Source organism: Streptomyces sp. NPDC051218 (assembly GCF_044455475.1).
Taxonomy (GTDB): Bacteria; Actinomycetota; Actinomycetes; order Streptomycetales; family Streptomycetaceae; genus Streptomyces.
This window is the reverse complement of the sequence record NZ_JBITEU010000002.1, coordinates 497,615-520,105: the sequence shown is the minus strand read 5'-3', so window position 1 is coordinate 520,105 and position 22,491 is coordinate 497,615. Positions and strand designations below refer to the sequence as shown.

Sequence of the window (22,491 nt, the reverse complement as noted above, 5' to 3'; positions counted from 1 at the left end):
ACCCCGGGGCCGGACCGCTGAAATTCGCCGCACGACGACTACCACGGCTCCACGCGCTGCAACCCCGCGCGGCGCACCACCTCGGGGCCGACCTTCGCCGCCCGTGCCACCAGCTCGCGGCCGTCCCAGTCCGGCGGCCAGCCCTCCCACAGCCGCAGCTTTCCGTCGACCACGACGGCGGTGATCTGGTCACGATTGGCCAGGCGGACGAGTTCCCACTCCAGGTCCCAGGAAGGCGTCAGCTCAGGGACGTTGATGTCCACGACGAGGAAGTCGGCCGCCTTTCCCACCGCGATCTCCCCGGTCACCTTGCCGAGGCCGAGCGCGTCGGCGCTGAGCGATGTCGCGTGCTCCAGCCACAACCGCCCGGCGCCGCACGAGGAATCCCCCGACGCGATGCCGTACGCGAGCCGCTGAGCCGTCTCCGCGGCATCGACGAGACGGAATCCGTCGCCGCGCGTGCCGTCCGTGCCCGTACCGAAGCGCACCCCCATCGCGGCCAGCATGGTGGCGTGCGCGACGGCGTTGCCCTTCCAGGCGCTGGCCACGGGGTTATAGCTGATGGCCGCGCCGGAGTCGGCGAGCATCCGCATCTCGCCGGGCGTGAGCAGGGTGGCATGCGAGCCCAGCGTCTGCGGGCCGAGCGCCCCGACATGCCGCAGGTACTCGACCGGACGTCGGCCGACGCTCTTCAACGACCGTTCGACGGAGGCCAGATGTTCGTTGACGTGGATCTGGAAGACCGCGTGGGCCTCGCGGCACAGGTCCGCCGTCCGCTTGATGACCTTCGCGGACGCGTCCTCGGGCACGGGTATGGCCAGCGAGGGGTGGACCAGCGGATGCCCGTCCCACCTGCCGAGATGTTCCGGCCCGCCCTTCCCGTCGGAAACCACCTTGGACAGTACGCACCGGATGCCGGCTTCCTCGGTTCCCTTCGCCACCGCGGCCACATCGACCGGCGCCCGCGTGCCGGCGTCGGCAACCGTCGTGAAGCCGCCGCGCAGCGCTTCGAGGGAGGCCAGCTTCGCCGACACGTAGGCGCTCTCCTCGTCGAGGGCGTGCTCGAGCGGCTCCCATATCGTCTTGAAGATCTCCGAAGGCTGTCCGAACGACTGGGCCTTGCCGAAGCTCTGCGTCAAGTGATGATGCGCGTCGACGAAGCCCGGCATGATCAACTGTCCGTCCAGGCGCACCGGTCGCAGGTCGGGGTACGCGGCCATGAGCTTCTTCGCGGACCCGACCGCCCGGAACTTCCCGCCGTCGACGAGCACGGCCTGCCCCCGCTTCGGGCCCTGGGGCAACATCAACAGCTCCGGTACGAGAAGCTTCCTTGCCCCCTTGAACTGGTCGGCCCGCACCGCACCGGGCGAATCGGCATCGTCATCCGCGCCCTGCCTCTTCTCGCCCGGCCGTCCGGCGCCGTGGCCGCCCGTTGCCGCGGCGGCGGTCCCGGTTGCCGGGGCGCTGATGAACCCGGCGGCACCCGCGAGCCCGGCCCCGACCAGAAACCTGCGTCTGCCGGGCCGCTCCCCAAGCCCCGCCCGCTCCGGCCCCTGCCTTTCGCTGTGACCGTGCCCTTCGCTGAGTCCGTGCCCCTCGCCCTGCCCGTGCCCCTCGACCTGCCCGTGCCCTTCGCCCTGGTTCTGCTCCGCCGACCGTTCGTTCCGCTGCTCGCTCGCCAACTCACTCGCCCGCTTTCGTACTTCTTCGTACTTCGCATGCCTGCGCGGTTGTCACTCGCGCACGCCGAACTCCGCGTGCGGATGCCACAGGGGTGCCGTGCGCACGGCAAAGCCCGATGTCAGCCGTACGCCAGGTCGGTCGTGCGGGGTGGCCCGACCCTAGGACTACCGCCGTTCGTGGAACAAGACTTCCGGCATGCGGCATTCACATGCTGAGAAGGCAGGTGGCGCAACTAGCACCCACCGGCACCGAAGCCCTGGTCAAGCGGCACATGCGGACCTGCTGAAGTGGCGTAACCTCACGGAAACATGGCGTGGGCCGCACGGGGCGAGACGTTTCTGCGGTGAATCTCCTGGCCCACCTGGCCGGGTCGCCTGCCGTGCACCACCTGCGGAGATCCGCCGGCCACTACACCTGTGGACATGATCAAGAACTTCGCGCGCGGCCTGGCCGTGCTCTCCCTGTCCCTCGCCCCGCTGGCAGCCCCCACGTCCGTCCTCGCACAGAACACTGAGGTCACGACGCTGGGCGATGCGGTGCACCGGCTTCCGGTCGCGGATGAACAGCACGAGGGATACTCCCGCGGTCACTTCAAGCACTGGAACGCCGGACTCGACAAGAAGGACGACTGCGACACCCGCTCGGAAGTGCTCATCGCCGAGGCCGTGGAGGCCCCCGAGGTCGGCGACGACTGTGCGCTGAGCGAGGGCGAGTGGGTGTCGTACTTCGACAACCAAGAGGTGGAGGACCCGGACAAGCTCGCCGTGCATCACATGGTGCCGCTCGCGGAGGCCTGGGCCTCGGGTGCCGCGGAGTGGAGCCCGGGACGCCGCGAGGACTTCGCCAACGACCAGAGCGCGCCCGCGAGCCTGGTGACCGTCACGGAACGCACCGACCGCTCGAAGGCGGACCAGGACCCCGCGGGCTGGATGCCGCCGCTGCCCGGCGCACACTGCCGGTACCTCTCCGACTGGGTGTCCACGAAACTGCGCTGGGACCTGGCCGCGAACCCGGCCGAGCTGGACGCCATCGCGGTGTTCGCCGACGGCGAGTGCAAGAACACTTCCGTGATCTACAGGGCCGTCAGGTAGTCGTCTAAGCCGCACCTGGCCGGGAGGACAGGTGCGGCAGGCCGGCAGGGTCGGCAGGGTCGCCCACCCCTGCGGGGCCTCGCCCGGTACGACAGCAGGGCCCGGACCGCGCGTCGCGGTCCGGGCCCTGCCCCATGCGGTGCCGCATCGCGGCGGCGGTGCGTCAGCTCTGTGCAGAGCCCTCGCTCGCCTGCTCGGCGCCTTCTGCGCCCTCGGCTGCGCCTATCTTCTCGCGCATCTTGCGCACCAGCTCGGCCTTCTGGTCGGCCGCGCCCTGGCGGTCGAGGTTGCGGTGCGGGCCGTTGTTCTGCCGTTCGGCGCGGGACAGCTTCTTGCGCTTGCCGCCGCCCATGCCCACGGGGTTGTTGATGTTCTTACTCACGGGTTCTCCCGGAATGATGTGAAGTGATCTACGGATTCATCGGTGGGGGATGGGCGCGGCGACATCGAACGACGTCAGCAGGGGCCCATCACGCTCTCACTCGTAAATCAGCGTCTGGAAGAACATGACCTAGACGTTACCCGGTCCCGTCGCCCCCGCACACCAAGTTTTCCGTCTCCGGCTAGGCGACGACGCACCCATCGCAGCGCATCGCCGCCCGGCGCCTGGGGGTAAACCCCCAGGCCAGACGGAGGAAATCCGCGTTCCGGCGGACCCTGGCGGACACCTAACGTGAGGTTGTCCGACCCCGTCAGGTCCGCAGCAGGAGTAGTGATGATCGAGGAACAGGGCTTCACCACGCGGCATGGACCCAATGTCGCGGTCGACGCACCAAGCTTCGACGAGAACAGGTCGGGTGCGCCGGAGCGCCCCGGAACGCCGACCCGCGTGCGAGGGGCGCGCGCTCTGGTGCGAGCCGTGGGGCGCGCCCCATTCACGCGGCGGGCGTGGGCCGAGGTTGCCTACTGTCTGGTCGGGTTCCCGCTGGGCCTCGCGGGCGGCGTGCTGCTGGCGGTGGCGCTGGCTCTGGGAGCGGGCTTCACCGTGTCGGTGGTGTTCGCCGTGCTCGGCGCTCTGCTGTTCATCACCGGGCTCCAGCTGGCCCGTGCGTTGGGCGCCGTCCATCGTCGCCTTGCGGCCCTGTTCCTGGTGGACCGGACGACCGGGCCGCCGCCGCTGCGTCCGGAGGGGCGGTTGGTCAGCCGACTCGACGCCCGGCTGTGGGACGGGGCCGGTTGGCGGGCGGCTGCCTATGCGCTGGCGAAGCTGCCGGTCAGCTGTCTGGGGGCGTACGCCGTCCTGTGGTGGCTCGCGGGGCTCGTCAACCTCACCGCGCCACTGCGGTGGGCGCTCTTCGGGCAGCACCCCGAGCCCGGCTCCCCCGAGGGCATGCCCGTACTCACGCCGATTTTCGTCGGCGGCCTGGACGCCGACACCTTCGCCGGCACGTTCCTCGCGGTCGCCATCGGTGTGGGCACCCTGCTGGCTGCGCCCTGGGTGACAAGACTGGTGACCGAGGCCGATCGGTGGCTGATCGGTGCTCTTCTCAGCCCCGGGCAACTGGCCGATCGTGTACGGGATTTGGAGGAGACTCGGGCGCTGGCCGTGGACGACTCGGTGGCGCTGCTCCGCCGCGTCGAGCGCGATCTGCACGACGGGGCTCAGGTCCGCCTCGTCGCGGTCGCGATGAGCCTCGACATGATCCGGCAGCGGCTCAACGAGAGCGAAGGCGAGGGCGAGAGTCAGAAGGAGAACTCCGGTGACGGGCGGGGCGGCGACAAGGGCGGTGGAGCGCTGGACGTCGCGCGCCTGCGTCAACTCGTCGACGTAGCGCACCACAACGCCACCGAGGCCCTGACAGAGCTGCGCGATCTGGCTCGCGGCATCCATCCGCCGGTCCTCGACGACGGCCTGCCGGAAGCGCTCGCGACGCTCACCGCGCGCAGCAGCGTCCCCGTCGACCTCGTGACGGAGATACCGGAGCGGCCGACCCCGGCGATCGAGACCATCGCGTACTTCTGCGCCGCCGAGCTGCTCGCGAACGTCATCAAGCACAGCGGGGCCCGGCGGGCCGCCGTCACGGTGGCCCAGTTGGACGGCAGGCTTCTCCTCCAGGTCGGTGACGACGGGCACGGGGGCGCGGACGCGGCCGGGGGGAGCGGGTTGACGGGACTCCTGCAACGCGTACGGACGGTCGATGGGCGGATGGATGTCAGAAGTCCCGAGGGCGGGCCGACGGCGGTCACCGTCGAGCTTCCGCTGCACGCGTGAGAGCATGCCGCCATGCGCGTCGTGATCGCTGAGGATGCCGCTGTACTGCGGGAGTTGCTGGGTCAGATGCTCGTGGAGCGCGGGCACGAGATCTGTGCGTCCGTGAGCGATGCGGACACGCTGCGCGCCGCGGTCGCCGAGCACCGCCCGGATGTCACGGTGACCGACATCCGGATGCCGCCGACGCACACGGACGAAGGGCTGCGCGCGGCCATCGACATCCGCCGCGACCACCCCGGCACAGGGGTGTTGCTCTTCTCCCAGTACGTGGAGACGAAGTACGCCACACGGCTGCTCGCCGCGGGTTCGGCGGGCGTCGGGTATCTGCTCAAGGACCGGGTCGCGAATGTCGCGGAGTTCACCGACGCGCTGGAGCGGGTGGCCGCGGGCGGTACGGCACTGGACCCCGAGGTCGTCACACAGCTGGCCGGGGCGGGGCGCCGTGCGGAGGAGCTCGCGCCCCTCACCGACCGCGAGCGCGAGGTCCTCTCGCTGATGGCCGAGGGCCGGTCCAATGCGGCGATCGCGCAGAGTCTCGTCGTCTCCGCGGGCACCGTCGAGAAGCATGTGGCCGCCGTCTTCGACAAGCTTGGGCTGCCCGCGTCACATGACCACAACCGCCGTGTCCTGGCCGTCATTCGCTACTTGCGCGGGTGATCGGGACCATGCGGTCGGAACATATCGTTCCGAAGGACTCCGTCATATGCCAGAAGCACCCACGCGTCGTGTGTTGCCAAATCCCTTACGAGCCCCTCCCCGCTGTGCGAAAGTCATTAGCGGTCCTTCCCGCCCGTTTGGTCGCACCGCATCCTCAACGGAGCACCTCATGCCGTCCCATGTCTTCGCGGACCGCCCTTCCGCCCAGCCGCCCGAGCGCGGCTCGGTCGAAGCGCTGATCACGCAGACGCGCCGGCTCCGCGGCGAGGTCGACGCCGTGCGGCGTGATGCCCGGCCCGATCAGAGCGACCCGCAGGGGCGCTGGCAGCGGGCCCTGTGCGACCTGGCGGTCCACCAGCTCAACGACCTGGACGACCACCTCGCCCAATTGCGGGACGGCCCCGTGGAACCGGCCGTGCGGCCCGCCGCTCCGGCCGTGCCGCCGCCGCTCGAACCGCAGCGCGGCTCGCTGCTCAGCCGGGTCGGCAGCGCGGAGTGGAACCTCCTGAGCGACGAGGCGAGTTGGTCGGGCGAGCTGTACCAAATCCTCGGGCGGGACCCGGAAGCTCCCCCGCTCTCCCTCGACGAACTGCCCTCCCTGGTGCACGGCGACGACCAGCCGATGCTGACGACCATGGTCACGGACTGCCTGATCGACGGAAAGCCGATCGACGGTGAGTTCCGCATCGTGCGCCCCGACGGCGGCGTTCGACAGGTGCACATGATGGGCGAGCCCGTGCTCGCCGCTGATGGCAGCACCGCCTCGATGTGGGCGGTCCTGCGGGACGTCAGCGAGCTGCGCCGCAGCCAGCGAGTGGTGCGCGAGACCCGTGATTCTCTGCAGCGCCAGCGGCACATCGCGCAGACGGAGCACCGGCTCGCGGTCGAACTGCAGGAGGCCGTACTGCCGCCGTGGCGCGGCTCCCTGCGGTTCCCGCACGGCGGGCCCGCGGCGCTCGACCTCGCCGCGCACTACCTCCCGTCCTCGACGAGTGCACTGATCGGCGGCGACTGGTACGACGCGATGGAGCTGCCCGACGGCCAGTTCCTGCTCAGCGTCGGCGACCTCACGGGACATGGCGTCACCGTCACCTCGGGCATGGCGATGCTGCTCGGCGCCGTGCGCGGCATGGCGGTCTCCGGAGTACGCCCCGGCCAACTCATGGCCTGGCTCAACCAGTTACTGGACACCACCGCACAACCGGCCCTCGGCAGCGCCGTCTGCTGCCAGTACACCCCCGCCACCCGCACCCTCAGCTGGGCGCAGGCGGGACACCCCGCCCCGCTGCTGTTTCGCGACGGGACGGGGCGCGCGCTGACGCCACCGGGCGGTGTGATCCTCGGGGCCACCTCCGGAGCCACGTACGAGCAGGCCGAAGAGCAACTCGAGCCCGGCGACCTGTTGTTGATGCACACCGATGGACTGGTCCCCCGGCGTTCCCGGGACGCGGCCACGAGCAGGCTGCTCGCGCTCGCGCCACGCTTCATGGAGACGCGCGGTGCGCAGGACTGCGTACGGACGGTCGTCGAAGAGTTCGGCGTGGCCCCGCGTGAGGACGACGCCTGTCTGTTGATCGCGCGGGTCAATTCCTGACCCGCACCCGAGCCCTGCCGGGCCCTATGCGCGGACCCGGCTGCCACCTCCGGTCTTGGCCGCCGCCTTGGGCAGGGCCATCTTGATCTCCTCGCGCAGGTCCTCGATCTTCGCGTAGCCCGAGTACTGAGCTGTCAGGCGGTACATCTCGCGCAGCCGGTCCCAGGTGCGGTGCGAGGAGTTCGAGCCCATCGACACCAGCGCCAACCGTGCGTACCGATCGGCCTGTTCGGGGTCGTCGGCGATGAAGCATGCCGAGGCCAGCGAGATGTAGTCGAAGATCTGCGAGCGGTCGCGGCCCTTGGACCGCAGGTCGATCGCTTCCCTGGCGTGACGCTGGGCCGTGTTGGCGGCGGACGCGTCGTGGTCGGCGAGTGTGCGGTATGCCAGGGCCTGCATGCCGTGCATGTCCGCCTCGTCGAACATCTGCATCCAACTCGGCGGTGGCACATCCCCCTTGTCGGAGACGAACAGGTCCTCCGCGATGCCGAGTGTGCGGCGCATCGCCTGCCCCTTGCCCATCGACGCCTGCGCCCAGGCCTCGATGGTGTAGAGCATGGCCTGCGTACGCGGCAGCATCTCCTCACCCGAGCCCGACTGGGCGAGCTTCATCAGGTCCAGAGCGTCGTCGGGACGCCCGATGTGCACCATCTGGCGCGCGGCCCTGGACAGGGCCTCACCGGCGCGCGGCCGGTCGCCGCCCTCGCGGGCCGCGTGCGCGGCGATCACGAAGTACTTCTGTGCCGTGGGCTCCAGGCCGACGTCGTGCGACATCCAGCCCGCGAGGACGGCGAGATTGGCAGCGACGCCCCACAGGCGGCGCTGGAGATGGTCGGGATGTCGGTAGGCGAGCATGCCGCCCACTTCGTTGAGCTGTCCCACCACGGCCTTGCGCTGCAGCCCGCCACCGCGGGCCGCGTCCCAGGCCCGGAACACCTCGACGGAGGTCTCCAGTTCCTCGATCTCCTGCGACCCGATGGGGGCGGCCTCATAGCGGTCGTACCCAGCGGGGTCGGCATGCAGGGGATGGTTGGTTCGGGGAGCGTCGGCAACGAGAGCCGGATCGGTGTGCAGCCAGTCGTGCATGGCGCTGCTGAGTGCGGAGCCGGCGGCGAGCGCGGCACCCGCGCCCACCAAGCCGCGTCGGTTGAGCATGAGGTCCATTCCCGTGAATTCGGTGAGGACCGCGGCTGTCCGTTCGGGCGCCCACGGCACGCCGTCGGGGTGCTCCACACCACCGTCGCCACGCCGTTTCCCCACGCGCCCGTGCCGGACCAGACCAAGATCCTCAATGGTCACGACACGGCCGAGACGCTCGGTGAACAGAGCCGCCAGCACCCGCGGCACGGGATCGCGCGGGATTTCTCCCGTGTCGATCCAACGCCGCACCCGCGAGGTGTCGGTGGCCAGTTGGGGGTGGCCCATGGCCGCCGCCTGCCGGTTCACCAGTCTCGCGAGTTCCCCCTTGGACCAGCCTGCCAGGCCGAAGAGGTCCGAAAGTCGGGTGTTGGGTTGTCCGTTCACTTCAAGCCCCCAGGTTCTCGGCTGAGTTGACAGTAACCCTCTGTCAGTTGCTGAGCGACTATTCGCCAGGGTTCGCCAGGGTGCGCCACATGGTGTGCCAGGGGGCGCCGGGTGTCAGGTAGGAATGCGCCACCCCGACCCTGACCACCGCGGGACATTCCCCAGGGTGTACCAAGGCGGCCGGGGCGGGAGGCGCCGCAATTCGCAGGCACACGAAGGGATCTGTAACGCCCATGTACACAGCATCGTCCTCCGTGTCCGCCCCGCCCCGGCCGCTGCACAGCCGACAGCCGGGCAGCGGCCCGTATCTGGAGCCCGCGCGCCCCGCGGCCGGGTCGTTCGGCGCCGGCCGAACACGACGCGTTCCGGGGCCGGGCACGCAACCGCTCAGCGGGAGACTCGACTTGTCCGGCCCCCAGGGGGCGCAACTGCGCACCGCGATCGCCTCGGTGCACCGCATCTGTCCCGAGTTCAATCCGGTGCAGGTGCTCCGCCGCAGCGGACGCACCGTACTGCTCGTCGGAACCACGGGACGCAGCACCGCGATCGCCAAATGCTTACTGGACCACTCGCCCGTCTGGACCGAGCGGATCCGGCACGAAATAGCTGCCTACCGCTCGTTCGTCCGGCACCGTCCTCCGGTCCGGGCCCCGCGGCTGATCGCCGCGGACCCCGAGGACTGCACGCTGGTGATCGAGCGCATGCAGGGACGCGTCGCCGCGCTGTCCCGCCACCCCGTGGAGTCGCCGCCGCGCGCGGACGTGCGGTTGGCGCTGAACGCGATCCGTCACCTCAACCGGTGGCGTCCGCCGCAGGAGCTGTTCGGCAGGCCCATGGACTACGGCAAGCGGATCTCTCGCTTCCATGACCTCGGCCTGCTCACCGACCGGGACATGGGTGACCTGCAGAAGCTTCTGCACGGCATCGCGCACTCGGCCGGGCCGCACGGCACGTGGCAGTTCTGCCACGGCGACGCGCTGCTCTCGAACATCCTGCTGTCCCCCGCGGGCCCGGTGTTCGTGGACTGGGAGCACGCGGGCTGGTATCTGCCGGGCTATGACCTGGCGACCCTGTGGTCGGTGCTCGGTGACGCACCGGTCGCCCGCCGCGAGATCAGTCAGCTGGCGCAGGAGCAGGGCCCGGCGGCGCGTGACGCGTTCCTGGTCAATCTGATGCTGGTACTGACCCGGGAGATCCGTACGTACGAGATGGCCGTGCAGCGATCGATGCACGACGCGGCCCCGACGGCACCGGGACCCGCCCACCCGGGTGCCGCGCCGTCCGGTGAGGAACAGCGGCTGCTCCTGAGGCGGCTGCACGACGACTGCCAGCTGGCCCGCAGGGCCGTGCGCGCGGCGGTCGGTACTCGCTGACGTCGGCATTCGCCGACGGGGAGACAAGTCCGCAGTGCGCCTTGGACAGCGGCGCACTGCGGACTTGTCTATGCCCCCGGCTACTTCCGAGTGACTATGACGTCGTGAACTGCACCGCGTCTACGTCAAAGGAATTGTTCTGCGGCGACTTGAAGACCACATACAGCTTGTGGGTGCCGGCAAGTGCTTCGACCGGCACATCGGGTGTGGCCTGGTAGGTGTCCCAGCCCCCAGTGTTGGGGACGGGTGTCGTGGCGAGCAGCTTGCCGTCCGGGGCGTCCGCGCGCAGCTCGATCGAGCCGACGCCGTACGGCGATGACAGCTTGTAACCGACCTTGCTGACGCCTTCCACGCTCATCGGGCTGTAGGCGATCCAGTCGCCGTCGCTGATGTCGCCGATGCGCTTGCCGTTCTCGGCGCCCTCCTGGGAGACGATGCGGGTTCCCGACTGGTCGTCGTGGTACTCCGCCTGCTTGTGCTTGGGATGCATCACGGAGCGGCCGTAGCCGGTCAGCGCGCCGACGCCGTCGCCACCCTTGTCGGTGTACTTGGCGTTGAGGACGTACGTGAGGTCGGCGCCCTCGGGGTGGCCGCCCAGGTCACCGGTGTCCACCGTGCCCTCGCAGCCGGGGATGTCGGTCGTGGGGTGCTCGTGGTCGTCGTGGCCGAGGGCCGGGTTGACGGTGACCTTGGAGCAGTCGATCGTGCCGTCCTCGGGGTCGGTGACCGTGACCTTGTAGGGGATCTTGTCGCCGAACTCGATGAGCTTGCCGTCGACCGGGGTCTCGACCTTCACCTTCGGTGCCGTGTTGCCCGCGGTGACGGGCACGTTGGCGAAGCCGGACTTGCCGGAGGCGTCGGTGACCTTCAGCTGGGCGTTGAAGTCTCCCTTGGTGTCATACGTGTGGGAGGGGTTGGCGTCGGTGGAGTCGTAGGTGCCGTCTCCGTCGAAGTCCCAGGCGAAGGTGAGCGGATCGCCGTCCGGGTCCTTGCTGCCCTCGCTGGAGAAGTCGACCTTCAGCGGGACCGGGCCGTTGGTAGCTGACGCCTTGGCCTGGGCGAGCGGGGTGCGCTGGCCCTGGGCGTAGTCGATGCGGTAGAGGCCGGAGTCGTTGTTGCCGCCGCCGAACTCGCTGCCCCACTCCAGGACGTACAACGAGCCGTCGGGCCCGAAGGTCATGTCCATCGGCTTGGCGAACTTGGCCGACTTCAGGAAGTCGTTGATCTTCAGGAGCTTCCCGTCCTTGTCGAAGCGGATCTCCTTGACGGAGTCGCGGGCCCACTCGTAGAAGAAGCTCGCGCCCTCGAAGTAGGCGGGGAACTTGGTCTTGGAGGGGTTCTTGGGGTCGTAGTGGTAGACGGGACCGCTCATCGGCGCCGAGCCGCCCTCGCCCATCTCCGGGAACTCCTTGGACGCGCCGTAGCCGTACCAGATCTCCGGCTGCTGGATCGTCGGGAGGTCCTTCAGACCGGTGTTGTTCGGCGAGGGGTTGGTGGGCTTGGCGCAGTCGAACTTGGCGCCGACTTCCTGGGTGTCGGGGTTGTAGGGGGCGTACGCCTGGTTGTTGCCGTGGCAGAAGGGCCAGCCGAAGTTGCCGGCCTTCTTGATGACGTTGTACTCGACGAGGCCTTCGGGGCCGCGGTTGGTCTCGGGGGCGCCGCGGTCGGGGCCGTAGTCGGATGCGTGGACGTAGCCCGTCTTGGGGTCGACGGTGAAGCGGAAGGGGTTGCGGAAGCCCATGGCGTAGATCTCGGGGCGGGTCTTCGCGGTGCCCTTGGCGAAGAGGTTGCCCTTGGGGATGCTGTAACCGCCCTTGTCCGTGGGCTTGATGCGCAGGATCTTGCCGCGCAGGTCGTTGGTGTTGCCCGCGGTGCGCGCGGCGTCCAGCATCTGCTTGCCCGCGCGCCAGTCGAGCGGGGCGTAGCCCTGCCAGTTGGGGTCGAGGTTGGGCGGGACGTCGTCGCCGACGCCGAGGTAGAGCGTGCGGTTCGGGCCGAACTCGACGGCGCCGCCGGTGTGTCCGGGCTCGGGGAAGGTGCGGTCGCGGTAGGCGGGGACGTCCAGGAGCTTCTTCTCGCTGGCGAGGTCGAGGGTGTTGTCCGGCTTGACCGTGAAGCGGGAGAGGCGGTTGACGTCGTCCGTCGCCTTGGCCGGCGCGTAATAGAGGTAGATCCAGCGGTTGGTGGCGAACTTCGGGTCGAGTTCCATGCCGACGAGGCCGTCCTCGCCGCCGGTGTAGACGTCAAGCTTGCCCGCGGTGGATGTGGAGTGGCTCTTCGGGTCGAAGATCTTCACCTCGCCGCTGCGCTGGACGTAGAAGACCTTGCCGTCCTTGGCGACGTCCAGCTCCATCGGGTCGGCGGTGTTGTCGTCCAGTGCGGTCTTCTCGTAGCCGGACCAGACGGTGCCGCCGCAGTCGCCGGGCTTGTTGCCCGCGGCCCACTCGATGCCGCCGAGCACGTGCTCACGGAAGGCGGGCTCGGTGTACGACGCCTTGTCGTGGCCCATGGCGGTGGCCCAGAGCTTGCCGCCCTCGGCGTTGCGGCACCAGGAGATGGGGTGGTCGGCGCCCATCTTGGAGCCGCCCGGGTCGTACGTGGTCTCGTCGGCGGTGACCAGGACGTGCACGTCGCCACGGGGGTTCTTGTCGAAGTTGTACCACTCCTCGGGCCGCTCCCAGCGCTCGGGAAGGCCCTTGGTGGAGGGGTGCACGCGGTCGGCGACCTTGGCGGTGCCCTTGAGGACGCCCGGTGAGTGGGCGGGCATGTGGGCACCGGCGTTGATGAGGTCGTCCCACCAGGGGAAGGAGTCCTCGACGCCCATGTCGAGTGTGTTGTGCAGGGCGACGACTCCCTTGCCGCTCTTCACGTACGTCTTCATGGCGTCGCGCTGGGCGTCGGTGTCCCAGACCATGCCGGAGTTCTGCAGCATGATGATGACGTCGAAGTCCTTGAGCTTCGCGTCGTCGAAGATCGTCGCGTCGTCGGTGGTGACGAGCTCGAAGTTGTTCGCCGCCGCCTGCTCCTCGACCATCTTGACGCCGGCCGGGATGGAGTCGTGGACGTATCCGACGGCCTTGGTGAAGAGCAGCGCGCGGAAGGCGGGCGCCTTGTCCGCGGCGCTCGAGGTGGCGGGCAGGAAGCCGACCGCGAGCAGCAGCGCCGCCACGATGGCGAGCACCGCGCTTCGTACGCTTCTCGGATCGCGCAGTCGTCTTGTGTCGCGCACATGACAGTCCACGGGGGGTGGTCCTCTCTGCTGGGAATCTGCTGGGAAGGACGGACGGACGTGCGGGATTGCCGGATGTCTCAGGGATCGCCGTTGCTCATAGGGCAGCCGCGGCCCGGCGCAGAAAGCCCAGCCCGTCGGTGGCGAGCGCGTCCTGGGTGGGCGCGAGGGGCCGCCAGACGGACGCGGCTACGGCGATGGCGTCGTTGTGAGCCGTGAACGACTCGATGCAGAGCGGCCCTAGGTAGCCGGACTCGCCCAGGGCGCGCAGGAAGCCGGGCCAGTCGAGGTGGTCGGCGCCGGGGGCGCCGCGGTCGTTGGCGCACACCTGGACGTGGGCGATACGGCCCGCCGCCGTACGGACCGCTTCCGGCAGGGATCGCTCCTCGATGTTCTGGTGGTAGGTGTCCAGGGCGATCCCGATCCACTCCTCGGGCAGCCCCGCGAGGCCCTCCAGGGTCTGCGCGACGGTGTTGAACAGGCTCGTCTCGTAGCGGTTGAGGGGCTCGACGGCGATACGGACACCGGCGCGAGCCGCGTACTCGACGACCGGCGCGATGTGCTCGCGCCACTCCTCGTACGCCGCCTCGCGCGCGGCCCGGTCCATCCGCCACGTACGTCCGACCGCCGCGTACACCGGGCCCGCGACCGCGGGAGCGCCGATCGCGTGGGCCGCGTCGACGCAGCGGCGGAGGTAGTCCTGCGTGGCGCGCAGGGTGCCCTGGTCCGCGCGGACGAGGTTCCGCTCGTCGGGCATCACGGCGACGACGGCCGCGGGTGTCAGGCCCGTGGCGTCGAGGAGCTTGACCGCCGCCGCGGGCTCCCAGTCGTCGGGCTGCTCCAGGGGCAGCTCCACGCAGTCGAAGCCCCAGGCCGCGAGGCGGGGCAGGGTCTCGCCGAGTGCCTCGGTGGTGACCGGCGAGTGCCAGATCCACGGGTTCGCACCCAACTGCCAGGCGGTGTACGTCACTTCTTGCCTCCCCAGTCCTCGGGGAAGCCCGGCAGTTTCTGGCAGCCGCACATCGCGTAGTGCAGGGGCGGCATGCCCTCCTGGAGGTACTCGTCCAGGTTGTCCTGCGTGACCGTGGGCTGCGGCAGCTTCCACTCCTTGGGCACCTGCTTGCCGTCCAGGATGCGCAGGGCCGCGATGACCGGGGTGCGCCACTGGAAGGTCGGATAGGTGGGGGCGATCGCGGTGAGGTCCTTGTCCTTCCACGCCTGGAGGAAGTCCTGCTGGTCCTCGCCGGAGATCGGCGGGACGTCGACTCCCGCGTCCTCGAAAGCCTCGACGGCGGCGACGGCCGTGGCGCCGGAGTCCATCCAGACGCCGTCGATGGAACCGTGCCGGGAGATCGCGTCGGAGACGATCGACTTGGTCTTGGCGGGGTCTCCATCGGTGAACTTGGCGTCCACGACGTCGAGTTCACTCTTGTCGAAGGCCAGCTTCGCCGCCGACCAGCGCGTCTCCAGGACGTCCACGCCGGGGGAGATGCGCAGGGCGAGGATCTTGCCCTTGGGCTTGACCTTGTCGACGAGGAAGTCCGCGGCGACGGCGCCGTATCCGTAGCCCCCGATGGGGTTGACGAAGGTGACGGCGCAGTCGGTCTCCACGCCACGGTCGAAGACGATCACGGGGAGCTTGCCGCAAGCCTCCTTCACCGCGGGGGTGAGGGTGGCGGTGGTGTTCGGCGAGACGATGAGCGCGTCGCAGTCCTTGTTGCCCGCGAGCTCCTGGATGTCGGAGATCTGTTTGTCGTCCTTGCCCTGGGCGTCGAGGACCGTGAAGTCGCCGATCTCCTTGTGGAGCTTCACCTCGGCCTTCATGTTCTTCAGGCCGACCTGGCGCCAGGGGTTGAAGACGCCGGCGTTGGAGAAGCAGAGGTGGGTGGCGTCCGAGCCCTTCTTCTTGTACTGGGCCGTGTCGGTCATCTCCGGTTCGAGCATCTGCTCCCAGGGCTTGGCGTCCGGGCCCTCGGGGGTCTCCTTGCCGAGCTTCAACTGGCGCTCGTACTCGGCCTGTTCGAAGAACTTGGAGGGTTTGTCGCCGTCCTTGTCGGAGCCGGCGGTCTGTGATGCCCCCGCGGGCGCGTCGGGCGGCGTGTCACTGGAGCAGGCGGTGAGCAGGGCGGTGACCGCGAGGAGCGCGGTGGCGGGTGCGAGCGCACGTCCACGCCGCAGATCCCCGGGCCTGCGGTTCAGGCGGTTCAGGCGGTTCAGAGGGGTGTGCATCACGAGGGTCTGCCTCCCGAGGAGTGGGTACGACGGCGGCGCAGCCGGGACCAGTCGGCGGCCCCCAGCCCGACCGCGGCGATGACGATGACGCCCTGGACGGTGGACTCCAGGGCGCCCGATACGCCCTGCAGGTTGAGCAGCGTGAACAGGGCCTGCAGCGAGAAGGCGCCCGCCATCGCGGCGACCACACTGCCCCGGCCGCCGCCGAGCACGACGCCGCCGAGGACCACGGCGGTGATCGCCTCGAACTCGTAGCCGCGGCCCGCCTGCGCGGAGACCCCGGAGAAACCGCCGACGAGGACGGCGGCGAGGGCTGCCGCCGTGCCGGAGAGCACGAAGGCGATGACGCGGGCGCGGTGCACGCGCACTCCCGCCAGGGCGGCGGCGCGTTCGCTGTCCCCGGTCGCGATCAACGTACGGCCGAAGTCGGAGCGCATCAGGACGGCGGCGACGACGCCCGCGGCCAGGCAGGCGAGGACCGCCCAGGGCAGCCAGCCCATGGCCGTGCCGCGCCCCATCTGGCGGAATCCCTCGGAGAGTTGACCGTGCGGGGAGCCGCCCGTCCAGAAGAAGACGGCGCCCTCCAGGATCAGCATCATGCCGAGCGTGGTGATGAAGGAGGGCACTCTCAGGCGGGTGGTGATCAGCCCGCTGACGAGGCCCGTGACCGCCCCGGCGAGTAGCAGTCCTGCCGTGATGAGCGGCCAGGGGGCGTCCGGGAACGAGCCGTACACCTCGGCTGCCGCGACGACGCCCGCGGTGACGATCGCCCCGACGGACAGGTCGAACTCGCCGCAGACGATGACCAGATACTGCCCGGCGGCGAGGATCACCAGGGGCGCGGCACGCTTCACGAAGGCGAGGAAGCGGTCGGGTTCGTAGAAGCCGGGGTCGGTGGCGGCGAGCGCCACGAGCAGCACGACCAGGAGCGCGTAGACGGGCGCTCCGGTGCCGAGCGCGCGAACAAAACGCTTGTACGGATGCGGTGTTGGGGCCTTTGCCGCCGTGGGGGCCGTCTGGTTGCTCATGCGGACCTCCTGGTGCCGCGCCGGGCGTAGATCGCGACGGCAGCGATGATGACGACGCCGCGGACCACGTTCTTGAAGAACGGGTCGACGCTGAGCTGGTTGAAGACGGAGTCGAGCACGGCGAGCACGAGGACACCGCCGAGCGTGCCCGCCACTCCCCCGCGGCCACCCGCGAGTACGGTGCCGCCGAGCACGACGGCGGCGATCGACTCCAGGTCGTAGCGGGCTTCCGTGCCTGCCCAGGGGGCGCCCGCTCCGAGCCGCGATGCGAGGAAGAGGGCGGCTGCGCCCACGCAGAGCGAGCACAGGACGTGGGCGGCGATGATCGTGCGGCGGGTGCGGACGCCGGAGAGCCGGGCGGCGTGCTCGTCGCCGCCCGTGGCGTACAGATGGTGCCCGAAGCGGGTGCGTCGCGTGATCACCCACATCGCGGCGGCGACGGCGGCGAGCAGGAAGAGTGAGACGGGGATCGGCCCCATCCGGTCGTAGCCCAGGTGCTGGAAGGAGGCCGGGACCTTGCCCGCCGGGCCCGTGTAGTTGTCCTCGATCCAGCCGCGCAGGATGAAGGCGGTGCCGAGTGTCGCGATGAACGCGTTGACCTTGAGCCCGGTGACGATGAGGCCGTTGGCGAGGCCGACGGCCGCCGAGAGGGCGAGGACGGTGAGCACCGCGGTGACGACGCTGCCGTCCTCCATGGTGGTGGCGGCGACGAGCGTGCCGAGGCTGATCAGGTACGCCACCGACAGGTCGAGGGAGCCGGTGAGGATGACGGCGGTCTGGCCGACGGCGACCAGGCCGAGGGCGACGCAGTTCTGCAGGATGCCGACGACGTTCGAGAGCGTGAGGAAGTCACCGCCGCGCGCGGCGACCACGATCCAGCCGAGCACGGTGACGACCCCGGCGGCGATCCAGACGCCGACGGCGGGGTCGGTGAGCCTGCTACGCCTGGGGGCGCGGGTCCTCAGGGAGGCGGGCGGTGGGGCGAGGGAGGTGCCGGTGGTACCGCTGGCTTCCGTGGCTCCGGTGGTACCGCTCACGCGAGGGAATCCTTTCCGGTCTGGGCGCTTGGGGCTCTGGGCGGGGCGGTCGGGTCTCCGGGTGGGGCGGCCCTGTCTCCCGGCGGGGCGGTCACGCCTCCGGGCGGGGCGGTCGGGGCTCCCGGCGGGGCGGTCACGCCTCCCGGCGGGGCGGTTATGTCTTCCGGCGGGCCGTCCACGTGCCCGGGTGGGCCGGTCACGTCTCCCGGCAAGCCGGTCATCTCTCCAGACGGGCCGGTCACGCCTCCCGGCGGACCGTTCACACCCCCCGGCGGGCCACTCACGCCCCCCGGCGGCCCCGTCGTGGCGAGGTGCATTACGTCCTCCTCGGCTGCCCCCGGCGGCAGTTCGCCGGCGATGTGGCCTTCGGACATGACGAGGATGCGGTCGCTCATGCCGATGAGTTCGGGCAGTTCCGAGGAGACGATCAGGACGGCGATGCCCTCGCGGGCCAGTTCGCGGACGAGAGTGTGGATGGCGGCCTTGGCGCCCACGTCGACGCCTCGGGTGGGTTCGTCGAAGAGCAGGACGCGGGGGCGGGCGGCGAGCCACTTGGCGATGACGACTTTCTGCTGGTTGCCGCCGGAGAGGAAGCGGGCCTCCTGGTCCTCGCCCCGCGCCTGGAGCCGCACGCGCTCCAGGAGCCCGGTGAGTTCGCGGGCGGCCGGTGGCTCCCCCCGGGCCGGTACCGCGCGCGTCACGAGCAGCGCGTTGTCGCGCACGGACTGGCGCAGGGCGAGGCCCTCGGCCTTGCGGTCCTCGGTCACCAGGGCGATCCCGGCGCGGATGGCCTGCCGCGGGGTGGTGGGCCGCAGGTTCTCGCCGCCCACCGTCATGGTCCCGCCGGTGAACGGGGCGGCTCCGAACAGGGCCCGTGCGAGGGACGTTCGGCCCGATCCCTCCAGGCCGGCGATGCCGGTGACCTCGCCGGCGCGCAGGGTCAGGTCGATGCCGCTCAGCCGTGCGTTGGCGCCGCCGGTGACGGTGAGGCGGACCTCGCCGATGTCGTCAGGGGCGGCGCGCGGCGGGTAGTAGGCGCTCAGCTCCCGGCCCACCATGGCGCGTACGACCTGGTCGGTGTCCGTGTCGCGGGTCCGCACCGTGGTGACGTGGCGGCCGTCCTTCAACACGGTGACCCGCTGGGACAGTTCGAAGACTTCGCGCAGGCGGTGCGAGATGTACAGGATGCCGAGGCCCCGGCCCGCGAGGCGGCGCACGAGGTCGTGCAGGAGGCCCGCCTCGTGATCGGCGAGTGGCGCGGTCGGCTCGTCCATGACCAGGACGCGGACGTCGGATGCGAGGGCCTTGACGATCTCGACGGTCTGCTGGCGCGCGACGGACAGATCACGGATGTACGTGCGCGGGGTGATGCCCGATACGCCGACCTCGGCGAGGAGTTCGGCCGTACGGGCTTCCATCGTGCGGCGGTCGACGAGGCCGTAGCGGGTCGGCTCGCGGCCGAGGAAGACGTTCTCGGCCACCGTGCGGTGCGCGAGAAGCGCGAACTCCTGGTGGATGATGCCGATCCCGGCGGCCTGGGCCTGCGCGGGGTGGCTGAAGGAATGCTCCGTTCCGTCGAGCGTGATGCTGCCCTCGTCCGGGACGTGTTCGCCCGCGAGGACCTTCATCAGGGTGGACTTGCCGGCGCCGTTCTCGCCGACCAGCGCGTGCACCTCGCCGGCGGCGAGGTCGAGCGATACGCCGTGCAGCACACGCACTCCGAGAAAGCTCTTGGACACCCCGCGCATCGCCAACATCTCTTGCGTCGCCTGCATCGCCTGCACCCTCGGCTCCTTCGGCAGCGGTCTGCAGAGCAATGTGATGAGGGAGCTTTGACCTGTCAAGAGTCCAAGCAGCTTTCAATACAAGCGAGTTGACGGAGACTTAGGTCGACAACCGAACGACATCGGCCTTGTGAGCAGCGAAACTCGTCCCTAAGGTGACTGCCATGTCTGGAGCGCCGGATCACCCCGATTCCGTACCGTCCGCACCGTCCACACCCGGCGAGGTCCTCGCCCTGCTCCGTACGGGGGCGGTGGAGACCCGCGCCGACATCGCCCGCCTGACGGGGCTCGCACGGTCGACGGTTTCGCAGCGGGTGGACGCGCTGATCGCGCACGGCTTCGTCACGGAGGAGGCGGACGGGGGGTCGACGGGCGGCAGGCCTCCGCGGCGGCTGCGGCTACGCACGCGCGAACACGCGGTGGCAGGCGTCGACTTGGGCGCATCACACTGCCGGGTCGCCCTGATGGACATCGGCGGCGAGATGCTCGCGCTGCGGGAGGATCCGCTCTCCATCGCGGACGGCCCACAGGAGGTGCTCGGCCATGTCGAACGGACACTGCACACCCTGCTCAAGGAGGCGGCACGCGACCCCGCGTCGCTGCAGTCCATCGGGGTCGGGGTGCCGGGCCCCGTTGAGTTCTCGACGGGCCGGCCGGTGGATCCGCCGATCATGCCGGGCTGGCACCAGTACCCCATTCCGGAGTTCTTCGCCGAGCGGTTCGGACCGCGGGCCCTCGTCGACAACGACGTGAACGTGATGGCGCTCGCCGAGCAGCGCCGCGCCTTCCCCGACACGCGCTATCTGCTCTACATCAAGGTGGGCACCGGCATCGGCTGCGGCATCGTCGCCGACGGCCGGCTGCACCGGGGTGCGCAGGGCAGCGCGGGCGACATCGGGCACATCCGGGTCGGTGACACCGAGGACCCCTGCCGGTGCGGTAACTCGGGCTGCCTGGAGGCGGTTGCGGGTGGCGCGGCCATCGCCCGCAAGCTGTCCGAGCTCGGACTGCGGGCCACCTCGGGCAGCGATGTCGTACGCCTGGTGAAGTCCGGCAACCGCGACGCCGTCCGCATGGTGCGCGAGGCGGGCCGCGCGGTGGGCGAGGTGCTCGCGGGCCTGGTGAACTTCTTCAACCCGGACACGGTGGTGGTCGGCGGCGCGATGGCCGCTGTCCACGACCAACTCCTCGCGGGCGTCCGGGAGGCGGTCTACCGCCGCTCACACCCCTTGGCCACCCACGTACTCCGCATCGAGCCGAGCCGCACCGGCGAGAACGCGGCGGCGATCGGCGCGGGCATCCTCGCGGTCGAACACGCACTGTCCCCACGCCAGGTGGACCGGGCCCTGTCGGGCGCGGCCCGCTGAAGCCCACCGGCGCACGGCCGCGTACCCCGGCCCGCGAGGATCGGACGAGCGAGGTGCCCCTCAGATCCTGTCCTCCGCGGTGAGCTCCTCGCACAGCGCCCAGACCGCTTCGCGCGTACGGGGGTCCTCGGCGAAGCCGGGCCACGGGACCCGGCGGCACTTGGCGTTGAAGTAGGCGCCGGTGACGCGCGCGACCTCCGGGCTCGTGGCCAGGTGGATGCTGGACCTTGCGGGCTTGGCGAGATCCGCGAGCAGGATCGGGCCCAGCAGCCGGACAAGGGGCGCGGCGGGGCGGTAGGCCCAGGGGAACGCGCTCATCGGGGTGGCCTTGTTGCCCGGGGTGTAGGCGTGGCCGGGATAGGCCACGTTGATCGTGACCGTGCCGCCCTCGGTCCGCCGGGCGTGTTCGTAACTCATCGCCATGAGCGCGGCCTTGGTGTGGTTGTACTGGCCGAAGGTCCAGCCGACGAAGGTCTTCTGCGCCTGGAGGTTGCCGGGGTCGACCGGGCCGCGCGGGATGCCGCCGGTGAGGTTGATGACCCGGGCGGCGGGCGCCTTCTCCAGCTGGGGCATGAGGCGCCGGGTGAGGACGAAAGGCGCGAGGACGTTGGCGGCGAAGGCCGTCTCCACTCCGTCGGCGGTCAGTCGACGAGCGGGCGGGTTCATGCCGAAGTTGTTGACGAGGACGTCGAGTTGGTCGTGCCGGGCGGTCACCTCGGCGACCACGCGGTGCAGCCCCTCGCGCAGCGTGAGGTCCGCCGCGACCGTCTCCACGGAACCGCTCCCGGCCTCGTGCGCGATCTCGCGCGCCGCCCGAGCGGCCCGTTCGGGGTCACGGCCGACGAGGATCACGTCGGCTCCGCGCCGGGCGAGTCCCCGGGCGGTTTCCTTGCCGATCCCTCCCGTGCCGCCGGTGACCAGTGCCGTCTTGCCGCGTAAGGACGTCATACCGCCTCCTGGATGAGGTGTGCGCTCAGAACACGTCACTCGGTGACACGTTAGGCACCAGGTGAAGCAAAGTAAACTCCGGTGCATGGGAAGCGGAGAGAGCGCGGAGCATGCGGAGACCGGTGGGCTGCGCGCCCGCGCCCGGCGGGCCATGCGAGCTGAACTCGCGTCACTGGCCCTGGAGTTGTTTGCCGAGCGGGGCTTCGACGAGACGACCGTGGAGGACATCGCGCACGCGGCGGGCCTGTCGAAGCGCAGCTTCTTCCGGTACTTCCCGTCCAAGGAGGACGTCGTCTTCGGCGCCGTGGAGTCGATGGCGGACGAGGTCGCCGACGAGGTACGCCGGCGGCCCGACGGTGAGGAACCCTGGGACTGCCTCCATCACGTGCTGCGCGCCTGGCAGGAGCGGATCCACGCATCCGGACGGCAGTTGGCCGAGCTCGCCCTCATCGACGCGACGCCGTCGCTGCGCGCGCGGCTGCATCAGAAGCGGGACGCCATGCGGGCCCAGGTGGCCGAAGCCCTCGCGGAACGGCGGGACGCGAAGCTGGACATGTTCGGCGCCGACCTCCTCACCGCGGCGGCCACCGCGGCGCTCGACGCGGCGGATCGGGAGTGGTTGCGCTCGGGCGGTACGGCGGACCGTGGTGCCCTTGTCGACCGGGCGTTCGCGACGTTGCGGCCCTGAAGCCGGCCGCGGACGCCGTGGGCGCCCCCTACGCCGTGGGCATC

The 22,491-nt window shown here is 70.3% G+C and carries 17 protein-coding genes; 7 read left to right on the top strand and 10 right to left on the bottom strand.

Going from position 1 to position 22,491, the window contains the following annotated elements:
• Positions 1–38 precede the first annotated feature (38 nt).
• The gene (locus tag ACIBCK_RS08710) at positions 39–1,358 is read right to left on the bottom strand and encodes an amidohydrolase family protein (protein WP_399388887.1); all 1,320 of its coding nucleotides are present in this window, start codon (positions 1,356–1,358) and stop codon (positions 39–41) included.
• 747 nt (positions 1,359–2,105) lie between these two features.
• Here ACIBCK_RS08710 and ACIBCK_RS08705 point away from each other — a divergent pair.
• A complete protein-coding gene (locus ACIBCK_RS08705) occupies positions 2,106–2,774 on the top strand; it encodes a DUF1524 domain-containing protein (protein WP_399388066.1) in 669 nt (222 codons plus the stop codon).
• 163 nt (positions 2,775–2,937) lie between these two features.
• Here the strand turns inward: ACIBCK_RS08705 and ACIBCK_RS08700 are convergent, their stop codons facing one another.
• Positions 2,938–3,156, bottom strand: a complete 219-nt coding sequence (locus ACIBCK_RS08700; RefSeq protein ID WP_399388064.1) for a DUF6243 family protein — start codon at positions 3,154–3,156, stop codon at positions 2,938–2,940.
• A 333-nt stretch (positions 3,157–3,489) separates the two neighbouring features.
• Between ACIBCK_RS08700 and ACIBCK_RS08695 the strand changes: the two genes are divergently transcribed.
• The 3 genes from ACIBCK_RS08695 to ACIBCK_RS08685 all read left to right on the top strand — a co-directional run bounded on the left by ACIBCK_RS08695 (position 3,490) and on the right by ACIBCK_RS08685 (position 7,237).
• Entirely contained in the window at positions 3,490–4,986 is a 1,497-nt protein-coding gene (locus ACIBCK_RS08695; RefSeq protein ID WP_399388062.1) for a sensor histidine kinase, read from the top strand.
• Between the two features lie 12 nt (positions 4,987–4,998).
• Positions 4,999–5,643, top strand: coding sequence for a response regulator (locus ACIBCK_RS08690; protein ID WP_399388060.1), 645 nt, complete (start codon positions 4,999–5,001; stop codon positions 5,641–5,643).
• Between the two features lie 169 nt (positions 5,644–5,812).
• Complete coding sequence (locus tag ACIBCK_RS08685) at positions 5,813–7,237, top strand: PP2C family protein-serine/threonine phosphatase (RefSeq protein ID WP_399388059.1); 1,425 nt, start codon at positions 5,813–5,815, stop codon at positions 7,235–7,237.
• Between the two features lie 24 nt (positions 7,238–7,261).
• Here ACIBCK_RS08685 and ACIBCK_RS08680 read toward each other — a convergent pair whose 3' ends face one another.
• A complete protein-coding gene (locus ACIBCK_RS08680) occupies positions 7,262–8,761 on the bottom strand; it encodes a hypothetical protein (RefSeq protein WP_399388057.1) in 1,500 nt (499 codons plus the stop codon).
• A gap of 233 nt (positions 8,762–8,994) precedes the next feature.
• Here ACIBCK_RS08680 and ACIBCK_RS08675 point away from each other — a divergent pair, with 233 nt between their 5' ends.
• On the top strand, positions 8,995–10,134 hold the full coding sequence (locus ACIBCK_RS08675) for an aminoglycoside phosphotransferase family protein (RefSeq protein ID WP_399388055.1): 1,140 nt from the start codon (positions 8,995–8,997) through the stop codon (positions 10,132–10,134).
• 94 nt (positions 10,135–10,228) lie between these two features.
• On the opposite strand, the gene ACIBCK_RS08670 is transcribed toward ACIBCK_RS08675, so the two are convergent.
• The 6 genes from ACIBCK_RS08670 to ACIBCK_RS08645 form a co-directional block, all read right to left on the bottom strand.
• On the bottom strand, positions 10,229–13,345 hold the full coding sequence (locus ACIBCK_RS08670; RefSeq protein ID WP_399388886.1) for a ThuA domain-containing protein: 3,117 nt from the start codon (positions 13,343–13,345) through the stop codon (positions 10,229–10,231).
• A 115-nt stretch (positions 13,346–13,460) separates the two neighbouring features.
• Entirely contained in the window at positions 13,461–14,333 is an 873-nt protein-coding gene (locus tag ACIBCK_RS08665) for a sugar phosphate isomerase/epimerase family protein (RefSeq protein WP_399388053.1), read from the bottom strand.
• Positions 14,330–15,592 (bottom strand): substrate-binding domain-containing protein, encoded by a 1,263-nt coding sequence (locus tag ACIBCK_RS08660; protein ID WP_399388051.1) that lies wholly within the window; start codon positions 15,590–15,592, stop codon positions 14,330–14,332. The genes ACIBCK_RS08665 and ACIBCK_RS08660 overlap by 4 nt, the downstream gene beginning before the upstream one ends.
• Positions 15,592–16,623 (bottom strand): ABC transporter permease, encoded by a 1,032-nt coding sequence (locus ACIBCK_RS08655; protein WP_399388050.1) that lies wholly within the window; start codon positions 16,621–16,623, stop codon positions 15,592–15,594. Before ACIBCK_RS08655 ends, ACIBCK_RS08660 begins: the two co-directional genes overlap by 1 nt.
• Entirely contained in the window at positions 16,620–17,588 is a 969-nt protein-coding gene (locus ACIBCK_RS08650) for an ABC transporter permease (protein WP_399388885.1), read from the bottom strand. The genes ACIBCK_RS08655 and ACIBCK_RS08650 overlap by 4 nt, the downstream gene beginning before the upstream one ends.
• A gap of 68 nt (positions 17,589–17,656) precedes the next feature.
• The gene (locus ACIBCK_RS08645) at positions 17,657–19,435 is read right to left on the bottom strand and encodes a sugar ABC transporter ATP-binding protein (RefSeq protein WP_399388048.1); all 1,779 of its coding nucleotides are present in this window, start codon (positions 19,433–19,435) and stop codon (positions 17,657–17,659) included.
• Positions 19,436–19,608: 173 nt separating this feature from the next.
• On the opposite strand from ACIBCK_RS08645, the gene ACIBCK_RS08640 reads away from it, so the two are divergent.
• Positions 19,609–20,811 carry an ROK family protein gene (locus ACIBCK_RS08640; RefSeq protein WP_399388045.1) on the top strand — a complete coding sequence of 401 codons (1,203 nt, stop codon included), beginning with the start codon at positions 19,609–19,611 and terminating at the stop codon, positions 20,809–20,811.
• Positions 20,812–20,871: 60 nt separating this feature from the next.
• Here the strand turns inward: ACIBCK_RS08640 and ACIBCK_RS08635 are convergent, their stop codons facing one another.
• Entirely contained in the window at positions 20,872–21,759 is an 888-nt protein-coding gene (locus tag ACIBCK_RS08635) for an SDR family NAD(P)-dependent oxidoreductase (protein WP_399388043.1), read from the bottom strand.
• Between the two features lie 85 nt (positions 21,760–21,844).
• On the opposite strand from ACIBCK_RS08635, the gene ACIBCK_RS08630 reads away from it, so the two are divergent.
• Entirely contained in the window at positions 21,845–22,447 is a 603-nt protein-coding gene (locus tag ACIBCK_RS08630; protein WP_399388041.1) for a TetR family transcriptional regulator, read from the top strand.
• Positions 22,448–22,491: the final 44 nt, after the last annotated feature.

Coding starts and splice junctions, on each gene's coding strand:
- ACIBCK_RS08695 (WP_399388062.1), top strand. CDS start 3,490: ATGATCGAGGAACAGGGCTTCACCACGCGGCATGGACCCAATGTCGCG.
- ACIBCK_RS08675 (WP_399388055.1), top strand. CDS start 8,995: ATGTACACAGCATCGTCCTCCGTGTCCGCCCCGCCCCGGCCGCTGCAC.
- ACIBCK_RS08690 (WP_399388060.1), top strand. CDS start 4,999: ATGCGCGTCGTGATCGCTGAGGATGCCGCTGTACTGCGGGAGTTGCTG.
- ACIBCK_RS08660 (WP_399388051.1), bottom strand. CDS start 15,592: ATGCACACCCCTCTGAACCGCCTGAACCGCCTGAACCGCAGGCCCGGG.
- ACIBCK_RS08705 (WP_399388066.1), top strand. CDS start 2,106: ATGATCAAGAACTTCGCGCGCGGCCTGGCCGTGCTCTCCCTGTCCCTC.
- ACIBCK_RS08640 (WP_399388045.1), top strand. CDS start 19,609: ATGTCTGGAGCGCCGGATCACCCCGATTCCGTACCGTCCGCACCGTCC.
- ACIBCK_RS08630 (WP_399388041.1), top strand. CDS start 21,845: ATGGGAAGCGGAGAGAGCGCGGAGCATGCGGAGACCGGTGGGCTGCGC.
- ACIBCK_RS08635 (WP_399388043.1), bottom strand. CDS start 21,759: ATGACGTCCTTACGCGGCAAGACGGCACTGGTCACCGGCGGCACGGGA.
- ACIBCK_RS08645 (WP_399388048.1), bottom strand. CDS start 19,435: ATGCAGGCGACGCAAGAGATGTTGGCGATGCGCGGGGTGTCCAAGAGC.
- ACIBCK_RS08685 (WP_399388059.1), top strand. CDS start 5,813: ATGCCGTCCCATGTCTTCGCGGACCGCCCTTCCGCCCAGCCGCCCGAG.
- ACIBCK_RS08655 (WP_399388050.1), bottom strand. CDS start 16,623: ATGAGCAACCAGACGGCCCCCACGGCGGCAAAGGCCCCAACACCGCAT.